This window comes from Yinghuangia soli, from assembly GCF_021502675.1.
Classification (GTDB): Bacteria; Actinomycetota; Actinomycetes; order Streptomycetales; family Streptomycetaceae; genus Yinghuangia; species Yinghuangia soli.
The window spans coordinates 66544-90635 of record NZ_JAKFHA010000018.1; the positions used below are offsets into that span (position 1 = coordinate 66544).

The window sequence follows — 24092 nt, forward strand, 5'->3', positions numbered from 1 at the left end:
GGCGCTGAGGGGTGAAGCGGCACGGCCGTGTCAGTTGCCCGTTGCAGCATTCCCAGAGGAATCGCTCAGGCGAATGCCGGAGGCCGCCCCCAGGGGTCGTCCATCACCGGTTTGGCGGCCTGGTCGGGGTGGAGCAACCCGAGGACGCATCGCTGGAGTGCCGTGTCGCCGTCGTAGTCGACGGCGCGCATCCACGGCAGCGACTTCATCAGCTGTGCCGTCTCACCGGTCGCGCACGCATCCAGTACGGCGCGCAGGTCGTCCGGGACCGGCGCATCGGTCAGGCACAGCCATCCCAGCGCAGCGCTCACCCGGACCGCGGGCGGCATCGCGGGATCGGCCCACAAGGCCTGGGTCCATGCCTCGTGTTCAGGAGCCGGGTCCACGTACGCCAGTTGCGCGAGTGCGAGCACCAGGCCCGCGCGCACTGCGGGGTCGGCTTCGTCGCGAAAACGCGTGTGCAGGGCATCGCGGATGTCGTCGATACGCCCGGACGCGACCACGCCTGCGTAGGCGGCTGCGGCGCGCACCTCAGGGTCGGGGTCGTCCAGCAGAGCCATGACGAGGTCGGCGTCCGCAGCGACGGCATCACGCGCGGCCTCGATCCCCCAGGTCCCAACGTAGGCGCTCGGCTCGTACCGCCAACCGCCGTCACCGACACGCAGCAGTGTTTCGCGAGTGCACCGGCCAGGGCCCGGCGTCCACTGCACGATGCCCGCCGCCAGCTCCAGCGCGTAGGCGCGGTGATGACCGTCGGGGTCGGCCGCCACACGGAGGAGGAACGGCACGGCAAGTGCCGCCACCGACCAGGCGCTGTTGGCCAGTTCCCCGTGCACACCGCGCAGGGCGCCGTACACGACATTGGCGTCGGCGGAACGCAGCCGCGCCACGTTGTCCCGGGTCTCGGGGCCGCAAGGGAAGCGGTCCCACGGGATGTCGTCGTAGGCGAACGCGTCCTTGGACTCCCGAGAGAGCATCGCCACTACGGCGCGGACGTCGAGCGGCCCGCCCGCATGATCCTCTGGGTCTCCGTCCACGAATGCCCGCACGACCGCCTGGTAAGCCGGGTCGTCTTCCCACCACCACGCCATCCAAGCCCCCTCGACCGCAGACCGCAGCCGGCGCGCACCATGGTGGTCATCACACGCCAGTACGGCCGGTTGGGCCGCCAGCCTAACGATCAGCCCGACCGCGGGCGGTGCCCCTCGGGACAGAAGCAAAAGCGGTACGCCTCACGGATCTCCAGCCCGTGCCGCTGGATCGCCCGCCCGCCCAGTCGTGCGCGGTCCACTCTCCGGCCGACACCTTCAAACGTCTCGACTGGACGGAGTTCGCGCCGCGCGCGTATCTGCGGTGAAGCGGCGCGCAGCCGCGCTGCCGCGTACGCAGCCGCTGCCGCTCTCGACGTCGAGGCAACGGATCGCCATCAGCCTGTGCTCTACCCCAGGTCGCGATCATCGGTTCGGCCGGCACGCTCGGGAACCTGTCCGATCGCTGCGGGAGTATGGGGGCGTGATACTGACCGGTGAAGGCGTGACGGCCCCGAGGATGTTGCTGCTGAACAGGATCGAATTCGAGTCTGGGTGCTCGGTGTTCGAGTTGGAGCGGCCGTTGTTCCTGAACGCCGGGGACCGGTTGTGGGCCGCAGACGGCGGGGTCGTGGTCGAGCGTGCGTCGGGTGACCGGGAGCGTCCTGCGGGCGCCATGGCGACCGTGTACCGCCGCTGGCGGCTTCTCTAGCCTGATGCCGGAGTCGAGGGGCCGGGCGACACCCACCTGAAGCCCGCGCGTCCGGGCTGTCGCTGCGGCCGCGGCTGCGTTCGGATCACGCTGGAACGAGCGCCGACCGGTTAGGGTCGCTGCCGTGAACCTCCAGCAGCGCATCCGTGACCGCGTAGGCGAGTTTCTGTTCTTCGCGGTGACGCCGCCGAGGCAGACGACCACCCCCGCGCGGGCTCAGGAGATCGCCGACATCACCCGCAAGCGGCTCGAAGGGCTGGAGCCCGACGGGCTCGTGCTCTACGACATCGACGACGAGAGCGACCGGAACCCGGCCGAGCGGCCGTTCCCGTTCACTCCGACGATGGACCCCGCCGAGTACCTCGCCCGGCACTTCGGGGAGCTCGACCTGCCGGTCGTGGTCTACCGGGCGGTCGGCAAGTACGACGAGAGCGACTTCCGAAGCTGGCTCACCGAGCAGCCAAACCAGGCCCTCTCGGTCTTCGTGGGCGCGGCGTCGCGGGAGACGCCGGTCGCCACCACGCTGCCGCGCGCCCAGTCGCTGCGCGCCGAACTCAGGCCCGACGTCCTGCTCGGCGGCGTCGCGATCCCGGAGCGGCACAGGCGCACGGGTACGGAGCACCTGCGTCTGCTCGCGAAGCAGGAGACCGGCTGCTCCTACTTCGTCACCCAGGTCGTCTACGACGTCAACGCCGCCAAGGACCTGGTGTCGGACTACCGCTACGAGTGCGCCGCGCGTGATGTGGCGCCCGTCCCGATCGTGTTCACGTTCTCGGTCTGCGGGTCGATGAAGACGCTCGAGTTCCTGAGGTGGCTCGGCGTGGATGTGCCCCGCTGGATCCACAACGAACTCCAGTACGCCGCCGACACGCTCGAGGCCTCGTTCGAGCATGCGCTGGCGGCCGCCCGCGAGCTGATGGCCTTCTGCCGACGGCTCGACGTGCCGTTCGGACTCAACATCGAGAGCGTGTCCATCCGCCGCGAGGAGATCGAGGCGGCGGTCGACCTGGCCGCCCGGCTCCGGACCGAGCTCGACCGCACGGAATTCGCCCCGCGCGTACATCTGCGGTGAGATCCCCGCGCTGCCGCGCCGCCGCGTACGGAGCCGCTGTCGACATAGGCGGGCGGCTCGCAGCGAAGACTCGGCCGGTCGGTGGACGGCAGTGAGCGCCGCCCGCCGAAAATGAGGTGGCGGCGTGGGTCCTCGTGCCTAGACTCCGAAGATCACCCCCGCCGAGGAGCACACCGCGCATGACCGACACGCTCGAAGTCGTCCACGACACCGCCGTTCTCGTCTGCGCGTCCGACGGTGCGCCGGTACGGAGCGAGCGTGATGCGATGGACCTGATCGGCGACGCGTTCGGCCGCGAGGCCCAGTGGGTCGCGGTGCCGGCAGGGCGTTTCGGGGATGAGTTCTTCGCCCTGCACACGCGGGTCGCCGGGGACATCGTGCAGAAGTTCGCCAACTACCGGCTCGGCCTGGCGGTCATCGGCGACATCAGCGCGCGCACCGCCGAGAGCGGCGCGCTGCGCGACTTCGTATGGGAGAGCAACCGGGGCAGCCACCTGTGGTTCCTCCCGGACCTCGACGCACTCCGCACCCGCCTCGCCCCGGCTTCGTGAACTCTCCGCCTGAACCTCCCGCCTGAGCGTCACCGTCCGCGTCCCTCGGCCGCGCGCCGGATTGTCGGACGCGGACGGGATGCTGCATCCGTGACCGACGACGAGGACCTGATCCGTCGAGTGGCGGCGGCGTCCGCGCGGAGACGCGGTCTGCGTCCCCCGGTCTCGGCTGCGGAACTGGCTGAGGTCGAACAGGACCTGGGCTTCCCGGTGCACCCGCTGCTTGCCGCGCTCTATCGCACGGTCGGCAACGGCGGGTTCGGCCCGGCGGGCGGGCTGATGCCGCTCTTCGGTGGTCCGGAGCAGGGGCTTCCCGTGTCCGAGGGACGCAAACGGGTGCCGGAACCGTCTGTCGTAGGGCAGTACCTGAACAGCATTCCTCGGGATCCGGCCGACACGTGGTGGCGGTGGCCCGAGGGAGTCGTGCCGGTGCTCGACTGGGGCTGTGCGATGTCCGCGTGCGTGGACTGCCGCAGTGGCGGAGGCACCGTGCTGCTCTTCGAGCCGAACGCGATCACCGGCGAGGACGTATCCGCGGCGTGGTTCCTTGACGCGGGCAGCCTCGCGGAGTGGTTGGAGACCTGGTTTGCCGGCCGTGGCTGGTACGACGACAAGGCCGAGGGCGGCCCCGGCCTCGCCTTCGAGCGCTGGCCGGACGCGCCTCGCCGCCTGTGAGCGTCGGTCTGCCGTCAGCTTGCTGGGCGCGTCCGCAGGTTGCGGAAGAAGCGGCGGATGTCGGCGACCAGGACGTCCGGCTGCTCCATCGCTGCGAAGTGGCCGCCGTCCGGGTACTCCGTCCACTGCACGATGTGGTCGGTGCGGTCGGCGATGTGGCGCAGCGGGATGAAGTTGTCGTGCGCGAAGGCTGCGAGCGCGGTCGGGGCGGTGGACGGCTCCGGCGGCTGTCCCCAGTAGTCGGCGTGCGCGCGTTCGTAGTAGATGCGGGCGGAGGATCCCGCGGTGCCGGTCAGCCAGTAGAGCATCACGTTGGTGAGCATGTGGTCGCGGTCGACCGCGTCCTCGGGCCGGTCGCGCGAATCCGTCCATTCCTTGAACTTCTCGGCGATCCAGGCCAGTTGCCCGACCGGCGAGTCGGTGAGGCCGTACGCGAGGGTCTGGGGGCGGGTGGCCTGGATGTCGGCGTAGCCCTGCTTGTCGCGGGTCCAGGCGCGCATGCGTTCCCAGGATGCGCGCGTGCGGTCGCGTTCGGCCGGGGACAGGGCGGCGAGTTCGGCATCGGTCGGCTCGGCGGCCGCGGCGGCACCAGGCAGGAGGTTGAGGTGGACGCCGACGACCCGGTCGGGGTGCGTACGCCCCATCTCGCGGGTGATCGCCGCACCCCAGTCGCCGCCCTGCACGCCGTACCGGGCGTAGCCGAGCCGCGCCATGAGCTCGTGGAACGCGGCCGCGACGCGCTTGAACTCCCACCCCGTCTCGCGAGTCGGCCCGGACAGTCCGAACCCCGGGATGCTGGGCAGCACCAGGTGGAACGCGTCGGCCGGATCGCCGCCGTGCGCCCGCGGATCGGTCAGCGGCCCGGCGACGGCCGCGAACTCGGCGAACGAGCCGGGCCAGCCGTGCGCCATGAGCAGCGGGGTGGCGTCCGGCTCAGGGGCGCGCAGGTGTGCGAAGTGCACGGTGGCGCCGTCGATGGTGGTGATGAACTGCGGCCACGCATTGAGTTGTGCTTCGGCGGCGCGCCAGTCGTAGGTGTGCCGCCAGTAGTGCGCGAGTTCGCGTACGTAGGCGAGCGGGATGCCGTACGCCCAGCCCACACCGGGCAACTCGTCCGGCCAGCGCGTGCGGTCGAGGCGGTCGTGCAGGTCGTCGAGGTCGGCCTGCGGCACCTCGAGCCGGAACGGACGCAGGGCTGTCGGGCGTCCGTGCGCTCCGCTCGCGATGTCGATCATGGGTACGCATGGTAGGCCGTACCCACCGGAAGCACCCCAAAGCCCCGGGACCTTCGAGCCCGCGTGCTCCGCCGGCGATGGGGCCAGGGAGCGAGCCAGCCACGGTGTCGCTGCCCCGAAAGCCCACGTCGGTCTCGAAGCCCCACCTCAGCCGGACACGCCACCCTCCGGCAGACTCCTCCCACACCCCGACACATGCCCCGACGCATGTCCCGACCCCGGAGACCGCCGTGCCGCTGGACCTCGACCGCGAAGCCCTCGCCGGGATCGCCGCCGCACAGCCCGATCCACTCGTCTTCGCAACGGTGTCCGGCGCGCACCTGTACGGGTTCCCCTCCCGCGACTCCGACATCGACCTGCGCGGAGCGCACCTGCTGCCGCTGTCCGAGCTGGTCGGGCTGCGCGAAGGCGAGCAGACCCGCGTGCGCATCTGGACCGCGGACGCACCCGACGGGGACCCGGCCGGCGTCGAGAACGACCTGGTCACCCACGACCTCGGGAAGTTCGTCCGCCTGCTTCTCCGCCGCAACGGGTACGTCCTCGAACAGCTCCTCTCACCACTCGTCGTGCACACCATCCCCGCACACGCCGAACTGGTGGAGCTGGCCCCCGGCCTCGTGACCCGCCATCACGCGCACCACTACGCCGGCTTTGCGCGAACGCAGACCCGCCTGTACGAGCGGACCGGCGAGCTGAAGCCGCTGCTGTACCCCTTCCGCGTCCTGCTCACCGGCATTTACCTCATGCGCAGCGGGGAAGTCGTCGCCGACCTCCCCGCTCTCGCCGCGATCTGCCCTGCCGAAGCACCCGCGTACGTCCCCGACCTCGTGGCGGCCAAGCGCGAAGCCGAGCACGGAAGCGCCCACGGGCTGGTCGCCCCGACCGTCGCTGGCACCGACATCGTCCGGCTGCATGCGGCACTCGACGCTGCGCAGGCCGTATCGGCGCTGCCGGCACGGCCGTCCGGACACGACGCCCTGCACGACCTGCTCGTCCGCGCCCGGCTTTCGCGCGCCTGAGCCGATAGTCGAGCCGATCGGCGGGGTGACCGTCGAGCCGGGCACCCCGGTGGCAAGGGCCGGTCAACGCGTCGGCCACGGAGCACCCGTCAGGCGAGCCCGTCTGCCGCCAGCCCCCTCAGCACGGCCTCTCCCACGGTCTGCACCGCGGACAGCGGGCGCAGCATGACCGTCACCTCGCTGATCAGGCCGGCCTCGTCGAACTGCAGCAGGTCCATGCCGTGGATCTCCCGCCCGCCGACCGTCGCGCGGAAGATCAGCACCGCGGACGGGACGCCGTTCTCGCCCGACTCGCCCGACTCACCAGACGCGCCTGACGCGCCCGAGGTGTCCGGGGCCTCCGCGGACGGGCGCGACGTCGGCTCCACGTCCCCCTCGAGCTCGCCGATGTAGTGGAAGCCCTCGAACGTGCGCAGCAGCACGCCGAACAGCCCCAGCACCGCCGCCCGCCCCTCGAACGGGGTGAACTTCACCGGGCTGTAGAGCCGGACGTCCTCGGTGAACAGCTTCTCCAGGGCGGCCAGGTCGTGCTGGTCGACTGCAGCGCGGAACTGCTCGGCGCGGGCCATCTCCATCGCCTCCATACTCACGGATCAGAATAGTCAGATCCTTGAGTATCATGACCGCGTCGCACCGCAACAGAGCCACCGCGCCCACCACGCCCACCGCGCCACCCGACACACCCCGGCCACCGTCACCCCGCAAGCGCACAACGGAGAGGGGCACCATCCCGATGGCCCTGCGGCACGCCGTCCTGGCCGCCCTGCTCGACGCCGAACTCAGCGGCTACCAGCTCGCCAAGAACTTCGACGCGGGCGTCGCGAACTTCTGGCACGCACTCCCCCAGCAGGTCTACGCCGAACTCGCCCGCCTCGAAGCCGACGGACTCGTCAGCGGACGCGAGGTCGTCCAGGACACCCGCCCCAACAAGCGCATGTTCAAAGTCACCGACACCGGCATCGGCGAACTCCAGCGCTTCGCCGCCACCACCGCCAAGCCCACGTTCCTGCGCGAGGACCTCCTCGTCCAGGTCCAGGCCTGCGACCTCGTCGCCGCCGACGAGGTCATCGCCCGCCTCGACGAACGCGCCGCCTACGCCGCCGCCAAGGTCGAGCTCTTCGGCGGCCTCCTCGACCGGATCCGCGGCGACCGCACCGAGGCGGAATTCCTGCAGCACAGCACCCGCATCGGCCCCTACCTCACCTGCCTCCGCGGCCTCGCCTACGAACAGGCCAACCGGGACTGGGCCCAACACTGCGCAGCGATCCTCAGGGAAAGGCAGAAGAACCATGCCCGCGACTGAATACCTCCGCTACGTCGCCCTCGGCGACAGCCAGACCGAAGGACTCGGCGACGGGGACGACACCACCGGCCTGCGCGGCTTCGCCGACCGCCTCGCGGAGCACCTCGCCGCGCACAGCCCCGGCCTGCAGTACGCCAACCTCGCCGTACGCGGACGCCTGGCCGGCCAGGTCCGCGAAGGGCAGCTCGACGCGGCCCTGGCGCTGCGCCCCGACCTGGCCAGCGTCGCGGCCGGCGTGAACGACCTGCTGCGCCCCGGCTTCGACGCCGACCAGGTCGCCGGGCACCTGGAGGCGATGTTCGCCGCGCTCACAGCGCAGGGCGCGCACGTCGTCACCGTGACCTTCCCGGACCCGGCGAACATCACGCCGCTCGCCCGGCGCCTCAGCCCGCGCTGCGCCGCGCTCAACGAGCGGATACGCGAGGCCGCCGCCCGGCACGGCGTCACCGTCGCCGACACCGGCTCCCCGTCGATCACCGCCGACCCGCGGCTGTGGAGCGCCGACCGGCTGCACGCCAGCCCCCTCGGCCACGAACTCATCGCGGCCGCATTGGCCGACGCCCTGCGGCTGCCCGGCAGCTCCGACGCATGGACGCGCCCGCTGCCGCCGCCGGCCACCCCGTTCCCGACCGGCTGGCGCGCCGGCGCCGCCGAAGTCCGCTGGGCTGCCTCGTTCCTCGGCCCCTGGCTCGGCCGCCGCCTGCGCGGCCGCTCCTCCGGCGACGGCCGCACCGCGAAGCGCCCGGCACTCCTGCCGGTGGCCCCGATGCCCGAGGCGGCATAGGCGAAGGGCCGGGACGCGGACCCGCGCCGAACCAGCCGAGCGCGTAGCCCAGGCACGGAAGAGCCCTGTGGGTCACGGCATCCCCGAACCGAGCGGGAGTCGACGTCCCACAGGGCTTCGTGCGCAAAGCCCTGCCTCCACGCCGTTCGTACGCATGCCGGTCCCCGACGAAGATCGTGCGACACGCCCCGTGCCGCAGGGTGAACGAGGCGGAAGAGGCGGATTCAGGGCCGGGGTGTCTTGTGTCCGTGGACGGCGATGTACTCCGCCGCCAGCCACGGCCCGAGGTCTTCGACCAGCATGGTCAGGACAGCCGGATCGGACGACGGCGTGCGCGCGACGGCCGCAGCCCGGCGCATCTGGTCGGCGCGCTGCGGGTAGTAGCGGCCGAACACCTCGGCGGACCGGGCGAGGTCGCTGGTCCAGCCGCCCCAGCGCGGCATTACCAGGGTCAGGCCGGTCCGGACGATTCGGCGTGCGGCGCCGCGGCTGAGCGCGCGTCGGGCTGCGGGGGATTCGGCTGCGGCTGCCTGGGCGCGCCAGGGCGCGAGCGCGAGGCCCAGGTCGCCGTTGGTCTCGCGGGCCAGCAGGGCATCGGGGCGGTAGCGCGGCAACTCGGCGGCGAGGTCGGCGCCGAGCAGCGGGGTGCACAGGCAGGCGACGAACCAGCCCAGGTCGTGGCGTTCGAGGTCGCTGAGCAGCGTGCCGACGCCGAACAGGAGCACGCCGACTCCGTCGACCTGCGGAAAGGCGGCGTCGAGCGAGGATTCGAGCCCGTCGGCTTCCGCGCGGTCCGCCCGGGACGGCTCCGTGCGCAGTGCGAGGAGGAGGTCGAGGTCGGAGACCCCAGGGATCGCGGTCCCCCGGGGGATGCTGCCGTACAGGTACGCGCCGTGCAGCCGGTCGGACCCGAAGACCCGGGCGATGCGTACGCGGGCCGACGCGACCACCGGGGCGAACACCTCGGTCACCCGGTCGAGCGATCCCTCCCGGGCGATGAACCCCTCAGCGTCCAGGCCGGTCCCCGTCTCCGTCACAGACGCAACTCTGCCCGCTCCCAAGCCCGTACGCGAGCAAGGCGACGCCTCCGTACCCGCGGGCGTACCGCCGTCAGCGCAGCGAGCCCGTCATCGGGCCGGCCGGGTCGGTGACAAAGCACGTCACGTTCCGGTCCCCGTCCATGAGCCATGCCGCTTCGCTCGGGTTGTAGAAACGCAGCGACAACTTCGCCGCCGCCGGGGACCCTTCGCCAAGGTACGCGGCGGCGCGCGCTGGGCACTGCTCGCGGGCGAGCGTCCCCAGGGCCGCGCTGCCGGGGTAGGTGTCCCCGGTCGGCGGGGTGAGGATCGCGACGACCTCGGCGTCGTGCGGCCCGTCGCACGGAACCTTCCCCCGCGGCATGTCGGGGCCGCCCTGCGGGCCGCGGAGGAAGTCGAAGCAGTCGCCCGCATCGAAGCGCGGCACGGCCGTCACCTTCCGCATGTCTTCGAGCTCGTCGCCGGACGACGATCCGGACATGGCGACGACCACCGCGACAACAACACCCGCTATCGCGGCCGTCGCGATGCCGAGCACCACGGGCGTACGGCGCCACCACGGGCGGACGGAAACAGGGGCGGGCGCTGCCATGACCTGGAACTCCTGACGTACGGGGCCTGAAAGCTATCCCTCGGCGAAAACCAGCCATCACCCGCCCCACTGATGAAAGGCGCGGCGCGCTGTCGGCGGAAGTACCGGCGGTTCACGTGCCCCTCACCACCCACGAGCCGCGGGAACGCCGAGTCCGGCGGCCGACGCGTCGGCGTGGGAGTCCCCGGCCGCATGCGGAGGCCCCGCCTATAGTGATCATCCGTTCGCACGGTGAGGGAGAATATGATCGACGTCGACGGGTATCTGGCCGCGCTGGGGATGGCCCGACCGACGGCCCCCACCGCCGAGGCGCTGTGGGCGCTGCACCGTGCGCAGGTGGAGCGAATCCCCTACGAGACCCTCGACAACCAACTCGAACGCCCGACGGGCATCAGCGCCGAGGAGTCCGTGGCCCGGATCCTGCGGGGGCGCGGCGGCTACTGCTTCCACCTCAACGGGGCCTTCGCCGCGCTGCTCGCTGCCCTCGGCTACGACGTGACCCTGCACCGAGCCGGAGTCCAGGACGAGGTCGAGGACCCGGACGGCCCAGGCGGTGACCATCTCGCCCTCACCGTGGGGCTCGACGGCGAGCGGTGGCTGGTCGACACCGGGCTCGCCGGCGGCATCCACGAGCCGCTGCCGCTCCGCGAAGGAACGTACACCCAGGGGCCGTTCACGTACGCCATGGCGCCCTCGACGGTGGTTCCCGGCGGCTGGCGGTTCACCCACGACCCGCGGGGCGCCTTCACCGCGATGGTCTTCGCGCCCGAGCCCGTGGACCTGTCCGCCTTCACCGCGAAGCACCTCCAGCTGTCCTCTTCCCCCGAGTCCGGGTTCGTCCGGGTCCTCCAGGTCCAGCTCCGCGATGCCAAGGGCGTGGACATGCTGCGCGGCTGCGTGCTGCGCCGAATCGACGCCGACGGCACGCACGAGCGGATCATCGACACGGCCGCGGAGTGGTACGACCTGCTCGCCGATGTGTTCCATCTGGACCTGGCCGACGTCGACACCCCCGCACGGGCCCGGCTGTGGCATCGCGTCCGCGCCGAACACCAGGGCTGGGAAGCCGCGCGACAGCGCACGACCACCACACGCTGACCGCAGGCGCGGGACGAACGTGACGGGCACGACGGGCACGACGGACTCGCCGCCCCCGGCCGCGCATCACGTACCCGAGGGCCCCGGCAGCGGCGCAGCCCCGGCAACGCCCCGCGCGGCGGTTGCACGCTCGCGGGTCCGGAGCACGTACGCCTTGTGCGCCTCGAAGCGGGCCTCGGCGGCCAAGTACCGCTGCTCCCAGGTGCGGCGCTCGTCGTCGAACCCCGGCAGCCATTCCTCGGCGTCGACGTCGAAGCCGACCGGGTAGACGTAGTCCCCGTTCTTGTCGTAGTCAATGTTCATCCCGTAGTGGCCGGGGTGGAAGGAACCCCCGTCCTCGTCGTCGAGGTCGTCGCCGAACCAGGCGATCGCGGCAGCGAGCGACACTGCGATCCGGCGCTGATCCCTGTCGACGTGGGTAATCCTCACGAACACCTCGTCGCCCGGCACGGCTTCGGCACCATGCCCGGCGAAGTCGTCCCCCGAGACCACGGCCTCGACGGCGTCGGCCAGACGGATCACGACCGTGCCTGTGTTCGTGCCCGTGTTCGCGTCTATGCCCGTGCCCTCGCGCATGTCGGCGGTCGTGTCAGCGGGCGTGTCGACGCGGGCGCCTGCAACCGCGCGCACCGAGTCCACCACTCCTCGGACGATCTCGCCGTCCTCGACCGTGTCCGCGTACTGCCGCCACGGATCCGGCTGCAACGCCCGCACCGACAGGTACACGTGCTCGCGCGCCCAGTCGATGTCCTGCACCCGGGCCCGGACCGCCGCCCCCGGCGGCGCGACATCGCCGACCGAGTCGACCCGCGTCCAGGACAGGTGCGGAAACCGGACCACCCCCATCACCGTGCCCCAGGCGGACACCTCCCACGGGACGTCGAGCTCGACGTACACGCCCACTTCGGTCCACGCGGGCGACACGACACCGGACACCACGTCCCCGACACGCAGCCCGGCCAGGTACGCGCGCCGCCTGTCGGCGGGCGTGGCATCGGTACGCCAGCGCGCCCGTACGACGCCGTCCGCATCCGGGACCACCGCGGCCAGCAGCGGCCGGCGGTCCGTGCGGAGCAGCGGCACCAGGGCGGAACGGTGGCCGCGAGCCGGGCAGCCCGTCGGATCGGGTACGTCGGCGCGGGCCACGTGCGGCTCGGCGATCATCTCGGGGTGGAATCTCCCGTCCGGGCAGTACCGGACGAGGAGTTGCAGGCAGTCCTGGCGTCGGACAGCCGCCCGGACCGTCTCCGACTCAGTCTTTGCCCCCGTCTTTGCTTCGGCCTCCGCCTCGTCGTCGCCGGCGTCCGGCCAGACCGCGAGCCGGGCCCGCGGGCCGAGCACGCCGCGGACCTCCTCCACCGTGCGCATCGCCGGGGTCGCCCCGGCCGCGGAGATCCAGTGCCGGCGGTACGCGTTGCCGACGTACTGCTCCTCCAGCAGCACGCTGCCGCGCTCCGCCGCCAGTTCGGCGACGGCCGTCCAGAACGCGTCGTCCGCCGCGGGCTCCTCGCCCGGCCCGGCGACCTCGTCGGCGTCCGGCGCGAACGGCGACTCGGCGACACGGGCCACCTGCAGCCCCAGCACCCGGGCGCGGGCCGCGGCCTCCGTGAAGGGGCGGTCGCCTCCGACGTAGATGTCGTCCTCGTACCCGACATGGACGAAGAACCCGCCGTCCCTGCTGTCCCCGCCGTGCAGTCGGCACCACACGCCCTCCTGCAGCACCATGGCGCGGACCAGCTCGAGGCCGATCGACAACGGCAGCCGCGCCCCGTCGTGGAAGCCGGAGCCGTCCGGCGGGAACAGGCCTTCCAGACCCGGTGCGGGTCTGCGCGGGGAGGGCATGGCGAAAGAGAAGAAACCGTCCAGCATCGGGTTGTCGACGACCAGTTGAGCCGCGCCGGCGTCGAACGCGAAGCCGGCCACCGCAGCCACACACGCATCGGCGAGTCGGCGGCGCGCAGGGACCGGGCGGTCCGCAGCAGCAGCGGGCGTCGCAGATGCCTGACTGCCGAGAGCCGCGACCGTCGTACCCGGGTCGGGGGCCGCCAGGGATATCCGGTAGACGAAGGGCGCCACGTCAGCGACCCGCAAGACTCGCGTCACGTCGACGCAGGCATTCGGCGCACCGCGTACGGACGGGGGAAACGACCATCCGAGCAGCCTAACCACCCGAAACGGCCGCCATACGGGGTGCAACGGCGATGCGCGGCAAGCCAAGGCGGTGTGGTGTCCACCCCGCAATAGCAGGGCGGACACCACCGCGTACGTCCGATCGGACCGACCAGACCGATCAAACCGTTCAGACTCACCTGACCGGTCAGTCCGACCAGACCGGTCAGAGCGATCAGCCGTTCAGGCCGTTCGAACGGCTCAGGCCGGGAGTTCGTCCACCGTCGGCACAACAACCCCGAACAGGTCCCCGATCCCGGTCAGCGCCGCCGCGTGCACGGTCGCAGCAGGCAGGACGGCCCCGTCCGGACCGGCCAGCGAGCGCGTCGCGGTGGCTTCGGCCACCACTGTCGGCCGGTAGCCGAGGTTGAATGCGCCCTGCGCCGTGTAGTTCACGCACATGTGCGTCATGAACCCGGCCAGGACCAGGTCCTTGCCGCTGCCCGGCGCCGCACCCAGACCGGTCAGCGTCTGCTCCAACTCGGTCAGGTGGAACGAGTTCGGGAACTGCTTGACCACCACCGCCTCGCCGTCGACCGGCGCGACCGGGTCGCTGATCGCGCCGATCTCCGCGCGGATGTCGTACGGCGTGCCCTCGCCGCCGTCGTTGATCACGTGTACGACCGGGGTGCCCGCGGCACGAGCGCGCTCCAGCAGGCGGGACGCGGCGGCGAGCGCCTCCTCGGCGCCTTCGAGGGCCATCACGCCGGTGCGGTAGGTGTTCTGGAAGTCGATGAAGACCACGACGGAGTCGCTGAGCTTCGCCGGCTGGTTGTCCAGGCCGATCACGTCGCGCAGGGTCGCGGAGGGCTGGTTCGTGCTCATCAGGGGGCCTTTCGTCGTTGTACGGCGTTGTACTGCGTTTTTCCGTGTTCTTCCGGATGGATGACGGACGGCGTCCGGCAGGCATGGCGAAGCCGCACCGGCGTGCTGCCGTGCCGTCTTCCCGTTCGATACGTGCGTGGAGCAGCGGGTCGGTATCGCGTAAAGCCGGTCCTGCCGGGCCAGTCCTGTCGGGCCGGTCCCGCCGGGCCGGTCCCGCCACTCGTGCCGGTCACCCCGGCCGCGCTGGTCTTGCCGCCGACCTCAGGCCGACTGCGTACGGAACCGCCGCCGGTACGCCGCCGGCGTGGTCGCGAGCTGCCGCCGGAACGCCCGGTGGAGTGTCTCCGCCGAGCCGAGCCCGGCCCCGGCCGCGACCTGCTCGAGCGGACTGTCGGTGGTCTCCAGGAGCCGCCGGGCCACTTCGACCCGGGCGGCCTCCACGTACCCCGCGGGGCTGGCGCCGGTCTCCTGTTTGAAGACGCGTGCGAAGTGCCGCTCGCTCAGGCACATCCGCGACGCCAGCACCTCCGCCGACAAGTCCCGGTCCAGGTTGTCGGCGATCCACAGCCGCAGTTCGTCGATGTCCCGCCGTGCCGACGCGGGCCGGCTGAGCGGTACCGAGAACTGGCTCTGCCCGCCCTGGCGTTTGAGGTACATCACCAACTGCCGCGCCACCGTCAGCGCGACGTCCTCGCCCAGGTCCTCGGCCACCAGCGCGAGCGCCAGGTCGAGGCACGCGCTGATGCCCGCCCCGGTCCAGATCCGGCCGCGGTCGGTGCGTACGAAGATCGGATCCGGGTCGACCGTGACCGACGGGTGGTCGGCGGCCAGCTGGGCGGCGGTCGACCAGTGCGTGGTCGCCGTCTTCCCGTCCAGCAGCCCGGCCGCGGCCAGGACGTGCGCTCCGACGCACACCGACGCCACCCGCCGCGCGTACCCTGCGGTCTCCTTGACCCAGGCCACGACGTCCGGATCGATCCGGGCCACCGGGACCTCGTCGGCCATGTCGACCGCGCCGGGCACGAGCAGCGTGTCCACGTCCCGGCCGACCTCGTCGAACGCAAGATCCGCCACCAGCCGGACCCCGGCCGAGGTACGGACCACGCCGCCCTCCGGCCCGGCCAGCCTGACCTGGTACCCGGCGCGGCCCGCGGTCTCCCGGTTGGCCAGCGCGAAGACCTCGGCGGGGCCGGTGACGTCGAGGAGGTCGACGTCGGGGAAGACCGCGATCACGACGCGGTGGGTCAGGGGCATGACTCTATACTCACGCCCCCCGACCATGACCGCAATGACGGCAATCTGTCACATCCGGACACGACCGCCATCCGCACTCCCCACCTGACCTGCTCCTATCCGGAATGGGATGGTGCGCATGGCCCAATAGTCTATTTGGACTGATAGATTTCGACTATGCCTCGCCGCGCCCTCGACAACCCCATCGTCCTGGCCGTCCTCGGCCTCCTCCTCGAACAGCCGTCCCACCCGCACCACCTGCTCAACCAGCTCCGGCAGCGCAGCGACACCCACGCTGCGGCCGTCACCCGCGGCACCCTCTACAACACCGTCGCCGCCCTCGCCGACGCCGACTGGATCGCCGAACAAACCCGCGAACGCGCCGGCAACCGCCCCGAGCGCACCGTCTACGCCCTCACCCCGGCCGGACACGCCGAACTCGTCCGCCGCCTCGACACCCTGATCCGCAACCCGGAACACGAGTTCACCCCCTTCCTCGGCGCCGTCTCCTACCTCGGCGCGCTCGGCCGCGACGGTGCCCTGGCCGCCCTCGCCGAACGCACCGAACGCCTCAGCGCCCGTACGGAATCCGACACGGCGCGCCTCGCCCGCACCCTCGCCGCGGACGTCCCCCGCCTGCACGTCATCGAAGCCGAGTACGCCCTCGCCCTGGCCCGCGCCGAGATCGCCTGGCTCGACTCCGTCGCCGACGACATCCGCACCGGAGCACTCACCTGGCCCGCCCCCGCGTGACGTCCGCCTGCCCGCCCGTCCGCCTGCCCGCCCGTCCGCCTGCCCGCTCATCCCCTCACCCGGCCGCTCACCCAGCCGCTCGCCCGTCCACCCGTTCGCCCCCGAAGGAAGCCTCCGGCCCCATGAACGTGAACGCATCCACGACCGCCCCCACCCCCAGGGCCGACGACCCGACCCACCGCAAGACCGCGGACGCAGACACCGATGCTCCCGCGACCCCCCGAGCGCTCACGGCACCGGAAGCCGCCGAAGAAGCAACCCCGTCCACCGGCTTGCTCTTCGGCATATACCCAGGCAGCGCCGTAGGCGACGACTCAGGCGGCCTGGCCGGCGGACCTCCCGACGACCCGGCGCGCATCGACCACGCGCTCGACCTCCTCCAAGGCCGCCCCGGACGCCCGTTCCTCGTCCGCGCCTACCTCGCCTTCGACGACACCACACGCCTCGGCCCCGGCGCAGCCCACCCCACCGCCACCCCCGGCGACGCCGCCCGGCACGCCGTCCGCGGACGCCGCCTCGACCTCGTCGCCCAGTACCACTCCGCCTCCGGAGACGTCGACGGCTACTGCACCTTCGTACGCGAACTCGTCGACCAGTACGGGAGCGTCACGGAAACCCTCCAGATCACCGAGGAACCGGACGTCACCACCCTCCCCACCCTGGACGGGTACTACCCCGGCGTCCAGGACGCCATCGTCCGCGGCGTGGCCGCCGCAAAGCAGCGCGCCCGCGAACTCGGGCACACCCACCTGCGCGTCGGCTTCAACACCACACCGCTCTTCGGACCCGCCGCGTCCTTCGCCACCGACCTGGCCGACCGCGGCGGCACCACCTTCACCGCCGAACTCGACTACATCGGCCTCGACTTCTTCCCCGACGTCTTCCGCCCGATCGCCGCCGCCGAACTCGACCGCGCCGTCATCGGCCTCCTCGGCCACCACCGCGACACCGTCCTCGCCCCCGCCGGCCTGGGACACCTCCCCCTCCACATCACCGAACACGGCTGGCCCACCGGCCCCGACCGGCCCCCGCACCGCCAAGCCGAGGTCGTCGAGACCATCGTCGAAGCCCTCGCCGCCCACGCCCACCGCCTCAACCTCGCCGGCTACACCCACTTCGCCCTCCGCGACGCGGACACCAGCCGCCCCGGGCTCTTCCACCGGTTCGGCCTCACCACCGACGACTACACCCCCAAACCCGCCTTCCACACCTACCGCAACCTCGTCACCCGCCACAGCCGCGACACCGCCGCGCACTCCACGGCACAATCCGCACCAGCACCCGCGTAACGGACCGGCCCCCGCGCCCGCCTGCGGCCGGCGGGCGCAAAGCATCTGCCACGCGCGTACGCCGCAGCCCACATCCGCTTCGAAGCCCCGGACGGATCTCCGCGTCCAGGCACACCGCCGCGAATCCGCCTCCCGAGGCAAGGACACCCGGCCGGCAGCATCCCGCCTGGCGGCATCCCGGCCGGCAGTTCCCTGGCCGGTCCTCGTCGCACCGGTCGCGCCCCGGGGCGGGCACCGACGTCCCGCCGGGGGTCCGCCGGGTCAACGCCCGTCCGGGTACCCGCCGTCGGCAAGGACGCGGTCGAGCGCCGCCCGGCCCGCGGGCCCCCAGGACGGCTTGCCACCGGGCAGTCCGCGCTGCCCGTTCAGTCCCATCAGGATCAGGAAGAGGCTCTTGAGCGCGGCCAGTCCGCGCGCGCGGCGGATCGTCGCCTCGTCCGCGCCTCCGTACGCCGCAAAGAACCTCGGCGCGGCCCCCGCGGGCAGCAGAATCCACGCAGCCGCCAAGTCCCAGGCCGGGTCGCCCGCGAACAACTCGCCGAAGTCGACCACGCCCGCGAGCGTCCCGTCCGCGACGACGACGTTCGCCGGGTGAAGGTCGCCGTGCTGCCACAGCGGCGGCCCGTCCCACCCGGGGGCGGCGACCGCGTCGTCCCAGACCGCGCGGACGGCCCGGACTCCGCGGGAACCCGCAAGGCCGGCCGGCACCACCGCGGCCAGGAAGTACTCGAAGGCCGGCGCGCAGTCCTTCGGATGCCCGCCGCGCTCCACTTCCGCACCGGTCGGCGCGTCGGCGGGCGCCTCGGCATGCAGTGCCCGGAGGAAGCCGCCGAGCGTGTCGGCCGCATGCCTGCCGCGACCGAGCACGGCCTGGTCCAGCGGTTCGCCCGGAACCCACGTCAGCACCGTCCACGGCTTCGGGAACCGCACGGACGCGGCACCCTCCCGCACCGGGACCGGAACCGGCAGCGGAAGCCGCGGGGCCAACACGGGAAGCCAGCGGCGCTCCTTGAGCTGCAGCCGCGGGGCGCGCTCCGTCCGCGGCATCCGGACCGCCAACTCCTCGCCGAGACGCCACATCTGGTTGTCCCACCCACCGGCCACCTCGCGCACCGGCAGCCCGGCGAGGTCCGGATGCTGCTCCTCGACCAGCGCCCGCACCACCTCCGCAGTGATCGCCACCTCACCCGGCACCCCGCCCCGGACAGCCTCCGCAGACCGGGGACCGGACTCGACAGCGGGCAGGTCCTCGAACTCCGCAGCAGTCATGCGAACCCACCATACGCATGAGTTGGGCTTGCCGCGCCAAACCGTCCACAGCCTCCGAACACTGCCCCCGACGCCCGACGCCCCTGGCCATGCGAACACCCGTGCACGCGACCGGGCGTGGAGCCGTGCACACAGTCGTACGCACCCACCACGCACCCACCGCAGCACCCGCAGCGCCCGCGCCGGACCCGACGCAGTGGTACTGCACAGGCGCACCCTCGCCGATGCCCGGCCCGCTGGAATCCTTCTCCCCGCACAGGCCGGCTTCGCACCCGTCCTGGTGTCCACCGCCGAGCACGCCTTCGCCGCGCTCTTCGTGGCGGCCGGGATCGCGGCTTCCTGCGTGGCCGTACTGCTTGTGCGCGGCAAGGCCGACCGGCACGTCGTACGCATGGCGATCGGGCCCGAAGACGCGTACCTGGGCTCCTGGGAACCGCAGTTCCTGCGCTGGGACGACGCCACCGAGGCAAACGTCTTCCGCTACGACGACTCACGGCGCGACAGCGGCCGCCACGCGAACTACGGCGTGGCGCTTCGCCTGTTCGGCAGCGCGTGCGGCGGCTTCAGCGTCGTGGACGGAGCCTCCGCCCACGACGCCGCCGACCTGGCGGCCGCGGTCGGGGAATTCGCACCGCAACTGGCCGTCGCCGACGGCCGCGGCGAGTGGGTGGACCGCAGCGACTACCTGTGACCCGGCTGTGCACCGGCGCCGACCGGTGCACCGGTTCCGCTTCCGGCCGGTTGGCACTTCGCGTCCCACGAGTGGCGGGATTCGTCCGAAGTCCGCAGGGCCGGTCGGACCTACGTTGGCGGTGCGGCGGGAACGCCGCCACGGTTCTTCCCCGCACCCGAGCCCGCCCTGCACACCGCCTCGCACCCGAGCCCGGCGCTCACCGTCTCGGCCTCGCCCCGCACGCACGCACGCACGCAGCCGGTCTCCCGTGCCGGGCGAGCGCCGCGCCGCCCGGTCGCCGTCGGCCTGGTGTGCCTGCGGACAGGGCGTTCCGCGGCGGATGTCCGTGATCGCGTTGTCTCCGCCGGACCGCCGCACCCGCAGCGGACCCGGCGAACCCGAACGGAGGTACGTTGAAGCACGTTCTCACGGTGCTCGTCGCGCTGGCGGTGCTCGCGACCCCTGCCGCACCCTCTGCCGCGACCACCGCGCCGCCGACGGCGGCAGCGGTGTCCACCGAGGTGTCCGCATCAGGTTCCGCAGCCGAAGCACCGTCGTCGGCAGTCCCACCCGCCGCGGTCCCGCCCGGCGCCCTCACAGTCGGCGCGCCACCCGCCACCCCCGCCCCCGCTTCGCCGGGGACCACCGCGGCCCCGCCTGGCACACCGCCCACCTACCACCCGGCCCGCGCCGAGGCCGCGTACCCGACCCGGCCGGCCCCGGCCGCTGATCCTTCCGCCGTCCCGGACTTCGGCCCGGCCGACAAGGTCGTCGCGGCCTGGCAGGCCAAGCGGATCAGCGACGACGACCTGGTCCGGTACGGCGTCCTCCGCCTGACGAACTCCCCCGAGCTGCCCGCCGACTTGCGGTCCACCACCGACCTCGGACACCGGATCGGCGCGTACAAGGCGTTCCTGTTCTCCCGGCTCTCCTCGGCCACCCCGCGGACCCAGGCCTGGGTCCGCGACCTGTTCACCACCAAGGGCGGCCCGCCCGACCAGCCGCCGGCCGGCACCGCGGCACCCACCGCAGCACCCGCAGCGCCCGCCGCCGGCGCGGAACGCCCGGACGACCCGCGCAACGTGTGCTCGACCATCCCGTGGGTGTACGTCCTGGAAACGTTCGAATGCCTCTACACCGGCGACAGGTTCCAGATCTACTACAACATCGCCGAAGCCACCGGAGCCAAGGGACTGCCCCCGGTGTTCACCCGCAGCACCGACACCCCGGACACCGTCTACCAGATGGTCCAGGGCATGGAATCCGGATTCCGGACCTACGACGCGCTGGGCATGGGGCTCCTCCAGCCCGAAGGCCGCCTCAAGATGTACGTCGGACACGCCTTCGCCCGCGGCGGCGGCTCCACCACGCCGGGCGACAGCCCCGATCCCTACGAGAACCCGATGATCTTCCTGCCGGACAGCCTCGAGAACACCGGCCCGGACGCCGAAATCGCCGCGTCCCGCTACAACTACCTGCCGCGGCACGAACTCTTCCACGCCTACCAATACACCACCATCGACTTCCTCCGAGCCGTACCGCCCAGCGAGGAGACGAACTGGTGGATGGAGGCGACCGCCGAATGGGCGACCCACAAGAGCTTTGAAGCCGACGGCACCGCCTGGAACGGCGTACCGGGAGAGGACGTGTACTACACACGCTCCCTCGACCGGTTCCTCGGCCAACCGCACCGCGCCCTCACCGCATGGGACGGTTGGGGCGCACTGCGCCAGTACTCCCTCTTCCCGCTCGTCCAATACCTCACCGAGCGGACCGACAGCCGCTTCGTGGCCAGGACGTGGGGGAACTACCCGGACACCGCCGACCACATCGTCGACGCGGTGAAGCGGACGCTCGCCGGCTACGGCCTCGACCTGTCCGCGGTCCTGCTCGACTTCGCCATCGCCAACTACCGCATCGACGCACCCAAGACCGTGTACTCCCCACAGACCGGCGGCCAAGTCACCGTCCCCGGCTACACCGACCCGGACGTCACCGACGGCACCTGGCGGAAGGCACTGACGAACGCGAAGACGTTCCCGGCCGAAGTCATCCACGACCAATACGCCGGAGCCCGCCCCAAACGCGACCGCATCCTCATGGGCGGCGCCGACGGCCTGCCCGACACCGGCCCGCGGACGACCCTCCTGCAACCCGGCGGCACGCACTACGTCGACCTGGTCGACAACCTCGGCGCGACCCCGTCCGACAACCCCTCGGTCCTGCGCATCCAGGTCCGACCGGGAGAGAACCTGCGCTACGCAGTCCTGACGTGGCGCCGCGGCGGCCAGGGGGCTCCCGCGGTCGCCCGACTCGACACCTTCGACGCGACCGGCTCCGCGACCGTCCGCCTCGACGACCCGGACTTCGTCTCCACGCTCGTCATCACCCGCGCGGAACTCGACGGACCGCCCGCGGACGCGGTCGAGGACGTCCTGGCCGTGACCTGGGAAGCCTCCCTCGGCCTCGAACGGCCCTCGAACGTCACCCCGGACTCCGCACCGGTCCGGGTCATCGCCCCGCGCCCGGGGCTCCCTGCCCGGTACACCTTCACAGGTGCCAACGAGGAGTACCTCTACCTCAGCGCGAAGGTCAACGGCCCCGCCGACTACATCCTCCGCGGCTGGAACGGCGCCGAGATCGCACGCACGGAGATCCGCGACTCGAACGCCGACGTCCACCCACTGTTCATCGGCCCAGGCCCCCACGGGCTCTTCGTCTACAAGGGCCCCGGAAGCCTCGTCTTCACCGTCGACGTCATCCCGCGATCGGAACGGCCGCTCGACGTCACCCTCCGCGTGTTTCGCTACGGCGCGCACTCGTACACGACAACTGCCGCCGACGGACCCACCGGCTCGGTCGGCACCACCGTCTGGGGGCAACGCGCCTGGGTCCGGGTCCCCGTGACCTACGGCAGGGAGTTCTCCACGGTCTTCACCCACCCGAACCGGGCCGCCGTCATCGCGACCGGCAGCGGCGGCCCCGACCAGCTACGCGAGTACCCGCCCGGCGCCGAGCAGACGGTGACCGAACCGCGCCCCGCCGAAAGCACCGGCGAACACTGGCTGCACATCATCCCGCTCGGCAACAGCGGCACCGACACCCCGGTCACCTACCAGGCACGCGCGTTCGGAACAGTCAGCACCACCGCAACCACCGCGGACGGCCGGCCGAACCGCATCACCCTGCCCGACTCCGGCCGGCGGACCCGCCTGACCTTCGCCGGCAAACCCGGCCAGACCCTGTACGCATCCGCCCTGGACGCCGCCGCGACCGGATGCGCCGAAGCCACCGCCTGCCGCATCACCGGCACCCTCAAGGCCCCCAACGGCGACATCGTCGCCCGCGGCGAATTCCCGGTCGGCGCCACCCCGCCCCAGCCCCTCACCGCATTCGACCGCACCCCGCTGACCCAGGACGGCCCGTACACCCTCGAACTCGAGAACCGCCGCATGGCATCGGCGACCTTCACCGTCGCCGTGTTCTCCACCACGGCCGTCCCCAGCGGCATCAGCATGAGCGGCACCCCCGTCGGCCCGATCACCATGCCCCAAGGCAAGCAGGGGACGTACGCCTTCACCGCCGCCCAAGGCGCGACCCACACGATCACCGCAACCGTCTACCAGGCCCCGCCACCCGGCTCCGAGCTCCCCCGCTACTCGCCCCAACCGATCGCCTGCACCGGAACCATCGGATACAGCGTCCGCGACCCGTTCGACCGGGAAATCGCCAGCGGCACCCTCTCCTGCGGCACCGGCACCCCGCAGACCATCGCCGCGGCCCTGACCATCCCCCTCCCGGGCACCTACACGGTATGGCTCCGCGCCCCCGGCGCCGGCGCCACCGTCACCGTGACCGCCCCCAAGATCTGACGACCACGCCACACCCGGCCCCGCAACCAGGACGGCGCCTGGCCCCGGGCCGGCCCCGCCCGGCCCACACCACCGCACCCCCATCGCCCCCCCCCCGGCCCCCCGGCCCCGCCAGGCCCACACCACCGCACGCCCATCGCCCGCCGCCCTGCCCCCCAACACCGTCTTCCCCATCGGCGCGCCGCCCCGGCCCCACCAGGCCCGCCCCGAACCCCGACCCGCGCACCCCAACCCGAACCCCAGGCCGCACCAAGTCCCGCACCCAATCCCGCACCAGGCCCCGCATCACGCCCCGCATCACGTCCAACCCGCAAGCCACGCCCGGGATTCAGCCAGGTGCGGCGCTTAACCAGGTGCGGCGCGACATCACGGCCGCTACCCTCCCGCCCATGACTTGGCTGCCCGCTGATTTCGTCCACCCGGTGCGTGTGCCCCTGCCCGGCGACCACCACCTGCGTCCGATCACCGGCGCCGACACCGAACTCGACTACCCGGCCGTGATGGGCTCGCGCGAACGCCTGTGGTCCATCTACGGCGAAGCCTGGGGCTGGCCGCCCGCCACCATGACGGTCGAGCAGGACCGCGAAGACCTGATACACCACGAAGTAGAGATCGCGGCCCACGAGTCGTTCAACTACGCACTCCTGGACGACGCGGAAACCGCCCTCCTCGGCTGCGTCTACATCGACCCGCCGCGCAAGGCCGGCTCGGACGCCGAGATCTCCTGGTGGGTGGTCGACGACCGCGTAGGCACTGAACTCGAACAGGCCCTCGATGCCCTCGTCCCGCAGTGGATAGCCGAAGCCTGGCCCTTCGAACGCCCCTGCTACGTAGGCCGCGACCTCTCCTGGCAGGAATGGCTCGCCCTTCCCGACGCCAATTGACCCACACCGACGGGCGCCA

General features: G+C 72.1%; 22 protein-coding genes. 13 read left to right on the forward strand and 9 right to left on the reverse strand.

All coding sequences use genetic code 11. The features are described from left to right. Positions 1-65: 65 nt before the first annotated feature. Positions 66-1091, reverse strand: coding sequence for a hypothetical protein (locus LZ495_RS26535; RefSeq protein WP_235055412.1), 1026 nt, complete (start codon positions 1089-1091; stop codon positions 66-68). Between the two features lie 421 nt (positions 1092-1512). Between LZ495_RS26535 and LZ495_RS26540 the strand changes: the two genes are divergently transcribed. The 4 genes from LZ495_RS26540 (at position 1513) to LZ495_RS26555 (ending at position 4038) form a co-directional block, all read left to right on the forward strand. Then, the gene (locus LZ495_RS26540) at positions 1513-1740 is read left to right on the forward strand and encodes a hypothetical protein (RefSeq protein ID WP_235055413.1); all 228 of its coding nucleotides are present in this window, start codon (positions 1513-1515) and stop codon (positions 1738-1740) included. A 124-nt stretch (positions 1741-1864) separates the two neighbouring features. After that, entirely contained in the window at positions 1865-2812 is a 948-nt protein-coding gene (locus LZ495_RS26545) for a methylenetetrahydrofolate reductase (protein ID WP_235055414.1), read from the forward strand. A gap of 179 nt (positions 2813-2991) precedes the next feature. Beyond that, entirely contained in the window at positions 2992-3363 is a 372-nt protein-coding gene (locus LZ495_RS26550) for a DUF4180 domain-containing protein (RefSeq protein ID WP_235055415.1), read from the forward strand. 90 nt (positions 3364-3453) lie between these two features. Then, positions 3454-4038 carry an SMI1/KNR4 family protein gene (locus tag LZ495_RS26555; RefSeq protein WP_235055416.1) on the forward strand — a complete coding sequence of 195 codons (585 nt, stop codon included), beginning with the start codon at positions 3454-3456 and terminating at the stop codon, positions 4036-4038. A gap of 14 nt (positions 4039-4052) precedes the next feature. Here LZ495_RS26555 and LZ495_RS26560 read toward each other — a convergent pair whose 3' ends face one another. Continuing rightward, positions 4053-5273, reverse strand: coding sequence for an epoxide hydrolase family protein (locus tag LZ495_RS26560; protein WP_235055417.1), 1221 nt, complete (start codon positions 5271-5273; stop codon positions 4053-4055). Between the two features lie 230 nt (positions 5274-5503). Here LZ495_RS26560 and LZ495_RS26565 point away from each other — a divergent pair, with 230 nt between their 5' ends. Then, positions 5504-6292, forward strand: coding sequence for a nucleotidyltransferase domain-containing protein (locus LZ495_RS26565; protein ID WP_235055418.1), 789 nt, complete (start codon positions 5504-5506; stop codon positions 6290-6292). An 89-nt stretch (positions 6293-6381) separates the two neighbouring features. On the opposite strand, the gene LZ495_RS26570 is transcribed toward LZ495_RS26565, so the two are convergent. Next, entirely contained in the window at positions 6382-6861 is a 480-nt protein-coding gene (locus LZ495_RS26570) for a nuclear transport factor 2 family protein (RefSeq protein ID WP_235055512.1), read from the reverse strand. Positions 6862-7025: 164 nt separating this feature from the next. Here LZ495_RS26570 and LZ495_RS26575 point away from each other — a divergent pair, with 164 nt between their 5' ends. Continuing rightward, on the forward strand, positions 7026-7595 hold the full coding sequence (locus LZ495_RS26575) for a PadR family transcriptional regulator (RefSeq protein ID WP_235055419.1): 570 nt from the start codon (positions 7026-7028) through the stop codon (positions 7593-7595). Continuing rightward, entirely contained in the window at positions 7582-8379 is a 798-nt protein-coding gene (locus LZ495_RS26580; RefSeq protein WP_235055420.1) for an SGNH/GDSL hydrolase family protein, read from the forward strand. The genes LZ495_RS26575 and LZ495_RS26580 overlap by 14 nt, the downstream gene beginning before the upstream one ends. Before the next feature lie 224 nt (positions 8380-8603). On the opposite strand, the gene LZ495_RS26585 is transcribed toward LZ495_RS26580, so the two are convergent. Beyond that, the gene (locus tag LZ495_RS26585; protein WP_235055421.1) at positions 8604-9416 is read right to left on the reverse strand and encodes a nucleotidyltransferase domain-containing protein; all 813 of its coding nucleotides are present in this window, start codon (positions 9414-9416) and stop codon (positions 8604-8606) included. Positions 9417-9489: 73 nt separating this feature from the next. After that, on the reverse strand, positions 9490-10008 hold the full coding sequence (locus LZ495_RS26590) for a septum formation family protein (RefSeq protein WP_235055422.1): 519 nt from the start codon (positions 10006-10008) through the stop codon (positions 9490-9492). 243 nt (positions 10009-10251) lie between these two features. Here LZ495_RS26590 and LZ495_RS26595 point away from each other — a divergent pair, with 243 nt between their 5' ends. Beyond that, positions 10252-11106 carry an arylamine N-acetyltransferase family protein gene (locus tag LZ495_RS26595; RefSeq protein ID WP_235055423.1) on the forward strand — a complete coding sequence of 285 codons (855 nt, stop codon included), beginning with the start codon at positions 10252-10254 and terminating at the stop codon, positions 11104-11106. Positions 11107-11172: 66 nt separating this feature from the next. Here LZ495_RS26595 and LZ495_RS26600 read toward each other — a convergent pair whose 3' ends face one another. The 3 genes from LZ495_RS26600 to LZ495_RS26610 form a co-directional block, all read right to left on the reverse strand. Beyond that, positions 11173-13182, reverse strand: coding sequence for a hypothetical protein (locus tag LZ495_RS26600; protein WP_235055424.1), 2010 nt, complete (start codon positions 13180-13182; stop codon positions 11173-11175). 294 nt (positions 13183-13476) lie between these two features. Further along, positions 13477-14100 carry an isochorismatase family protein gene (locus tag LZ495_RS26605; RefSeq protein WP_235055425.1) on the reverse strand — a complete coding sequence of 208 codons (624 nt, stop codon included), beginning with the start codon at positions 14098-14100 and terminating at the stop codon, positions 13477-13479. A 261-nt stretch (positions 14101-14361) separates the two neighbouring features. Further along, on the reverse strand, positions 14362-15354 hold the full coding sequence (locus tag LZ495_RS26610; protein ID WP_235055426.1) for a GlxA family transcriptional regulator: 993 nt from the start codon (positions 15352-15354) through the stop codon (positions 14362-14364). A 156-nt stretch (positions 15355-15510) separates the two neighbouring features. On the opposite strand from LZ495_RS26610, the gene LZ495_RS26615 reads away from it, so the two are divergent. Together LZ495_RS26615 and LZ495_RS26620 are read left to right on the forward strand one after the other, a co-directional pair. Continuing rightward, entirely contained in the window at positions 15511-16086 is a 576-nt protein-coding gene (locus tag LZ495_RS26615) for a PadR family transcriptional regulator (protein WP_235055427.1), read from the forward strand. Between the two features lie 272 nt (positions 16087-16358). Beyond that, positions 16359-17375, forward strand: a complete 1017-nt coding sequence (locus tag LZ495_RS26620; protein WP_235055513.1) for a glycoside hydrolase family protein — start codon at positions 16359-16361, stop codon at positions 17373-17375. Positions 17376-17636: 261 nt separating this feature from the next. On the opposite strand, the gene LZ495_RS26625 is transcribed toward LZ495_RS26620, so the two are convergent. After that, positions 17637-18644: an aminoglycoside phosphotransferase family protein gene (locus LZ495_RS26625; RefSeq protein ID WP_235055428.1), complete on the reverse strand. Its 1008-nt coding sequence runs from the start codon at positions 18642-18644 to the stop codon at positions 17637-17639. A gap of 196 nt (positions 18645-18840) precedes the next feature. On the opposite strand from LZ495_RS26625, the gene LZ495_RS26630 reads away from it, so the two are divergent. The 3 genes from LZ495_RS26630 to LZ495_RS26640 all read left to right on the forward strand — a co-directional run bounded on the left by LZ495_RS26630 (position 18841) and on the right by LZ495_RS26640 (position 24073). Beyond that, positions 18841-19335 (forward strand): hypothetical protein, encoded by a 495-nt coding sequence (locus LZ495_RS26630; protein ID WP_235055429.1) that lies wholly within the window; start codon positions 18841-18843, stop codon positions 19333-19335. A 395-nt stretch (positions 19336-19730) separates the two neighbouring features. Further along, on the forward strand, positions 19731-23189 hold the full coding sequence (locus LZ495_RS26635; protein ID WP_235055430.1) for a hypothetical protein: 3459 nt from the start codon (positions 19731-19733) through the stop codon (positions 23187-23189). A 389-nt stretch (positions 23190-23578) separates the two neighbouring features. Beyond that, complete coding sequence (locus LZ495_RS26640; RefSeq protein WP_235055431.1) at positions 23579-24073, forward strand: GNAT family N-acetyltransferase; 495 nt, start codon at positions 23579-23581, stop codon at positions 24071-24073. The last annotated feature ends 19 nt before the right edge of the window (positions 24074-24092 follow it).

Excerpts from the sequence above, each read along its gene's own strand:
- LZ495_RS26575 (WP_235055419.1), top strand. The coding sequence starts at position 7,026 with ATGGCCCTGCGGCACGCCGTCCTGGCCGCCCTGCTCGACGCCGAACTC.
- LZ495_RS26570 (WP_235055512.1), bottom strand. The coding sequence starts at position 6,861 with ATGGCCCGCGCCGAGCAGTTCCGCGCTGCAGTCGACCAGCACGACCTG.
- LZ495_RS26640 (WP_235055431.1), top strand. The coding sequence starts at position 23,579 with ATGACTTGGCTGCCCGCTGATTTCGTCCACCCGGTGCGTGTGCCCCTG.
- LZ495_RS26560 (WP_235055417.1), bottom strand. The coding sequence starts at position 5,273 with ATGATCGACATCGCGAGCGGAGCGCACGGACGCCCGACAGCCCTGCGT.
- LZ495_RS26610 (WP_235055426.1), bottom strand. The coding sequence starts at position 15,354 with ATGCCCCTGACCCACCGCGTCGTGATCGCGGTCTTCCCCGACGTCGAC.
- LZ495_RS26550 (WP_235055415.1), top strand. The coding sequence starts at position 2,992 with ATGACCGACACGCTCGAAGTCGTCCACGACACCGCCGTTCTCGTCTGC.
- LZ495_RS26580 (WP_235055420.1), top strand. The coding sequence starts at position 7,582 with ATGCCCGCGACTGAATACCTCCGCTACGTCGCCCTCGGCGACAGCCAG.
- LZ495_RS26590 (WP_235055422.1), bottom strand. The coding sequence starts at position 10,008 with ATGGCAGCGCCCGCCCCTGTTTCCGTCCGCCCGTGGTGGCGCCGTACG.
- LZ495_RS26615 (WP_235055427.1), top strand. The coding sequence starts at position 15,511 with ATGCCTCGCCGCGCCCTCGACAACCCCATCGTCCTGGCCGTCCTCGGC.
- LZ495_RS26535 (WP_235055412.1), bottom strand. The coding sequence starts at position 1,091 with ATGGCGTGGTGGTGGGAAGACGACCCGGCTTACCAGGCGGTCGTGCGG.
- LZ495_RS26605 (WP_235055425.1), bottom strand. The coding sequence starts at position 14,100 with ATGAGCACGAACCAGCCCTCCGCGACCCTGCGCGACGTGATCGGCCTG.
- LZ495_RS26595 (WP_235055423.1), top strand. The coding sequence starts at position 10,252 with ATGATCGACGTCGACGGGTATCTGGCCGCGCTGGGGATGGCCCGACCG.
- LZ495_RS26625 (WP_235055428.1), bottom strand. The coding sequence starts at position 18,644 with ATGACTGCTGCGGAGTTCGAGGACCTGCCCGCTGTCGAGTCCGGTCCC.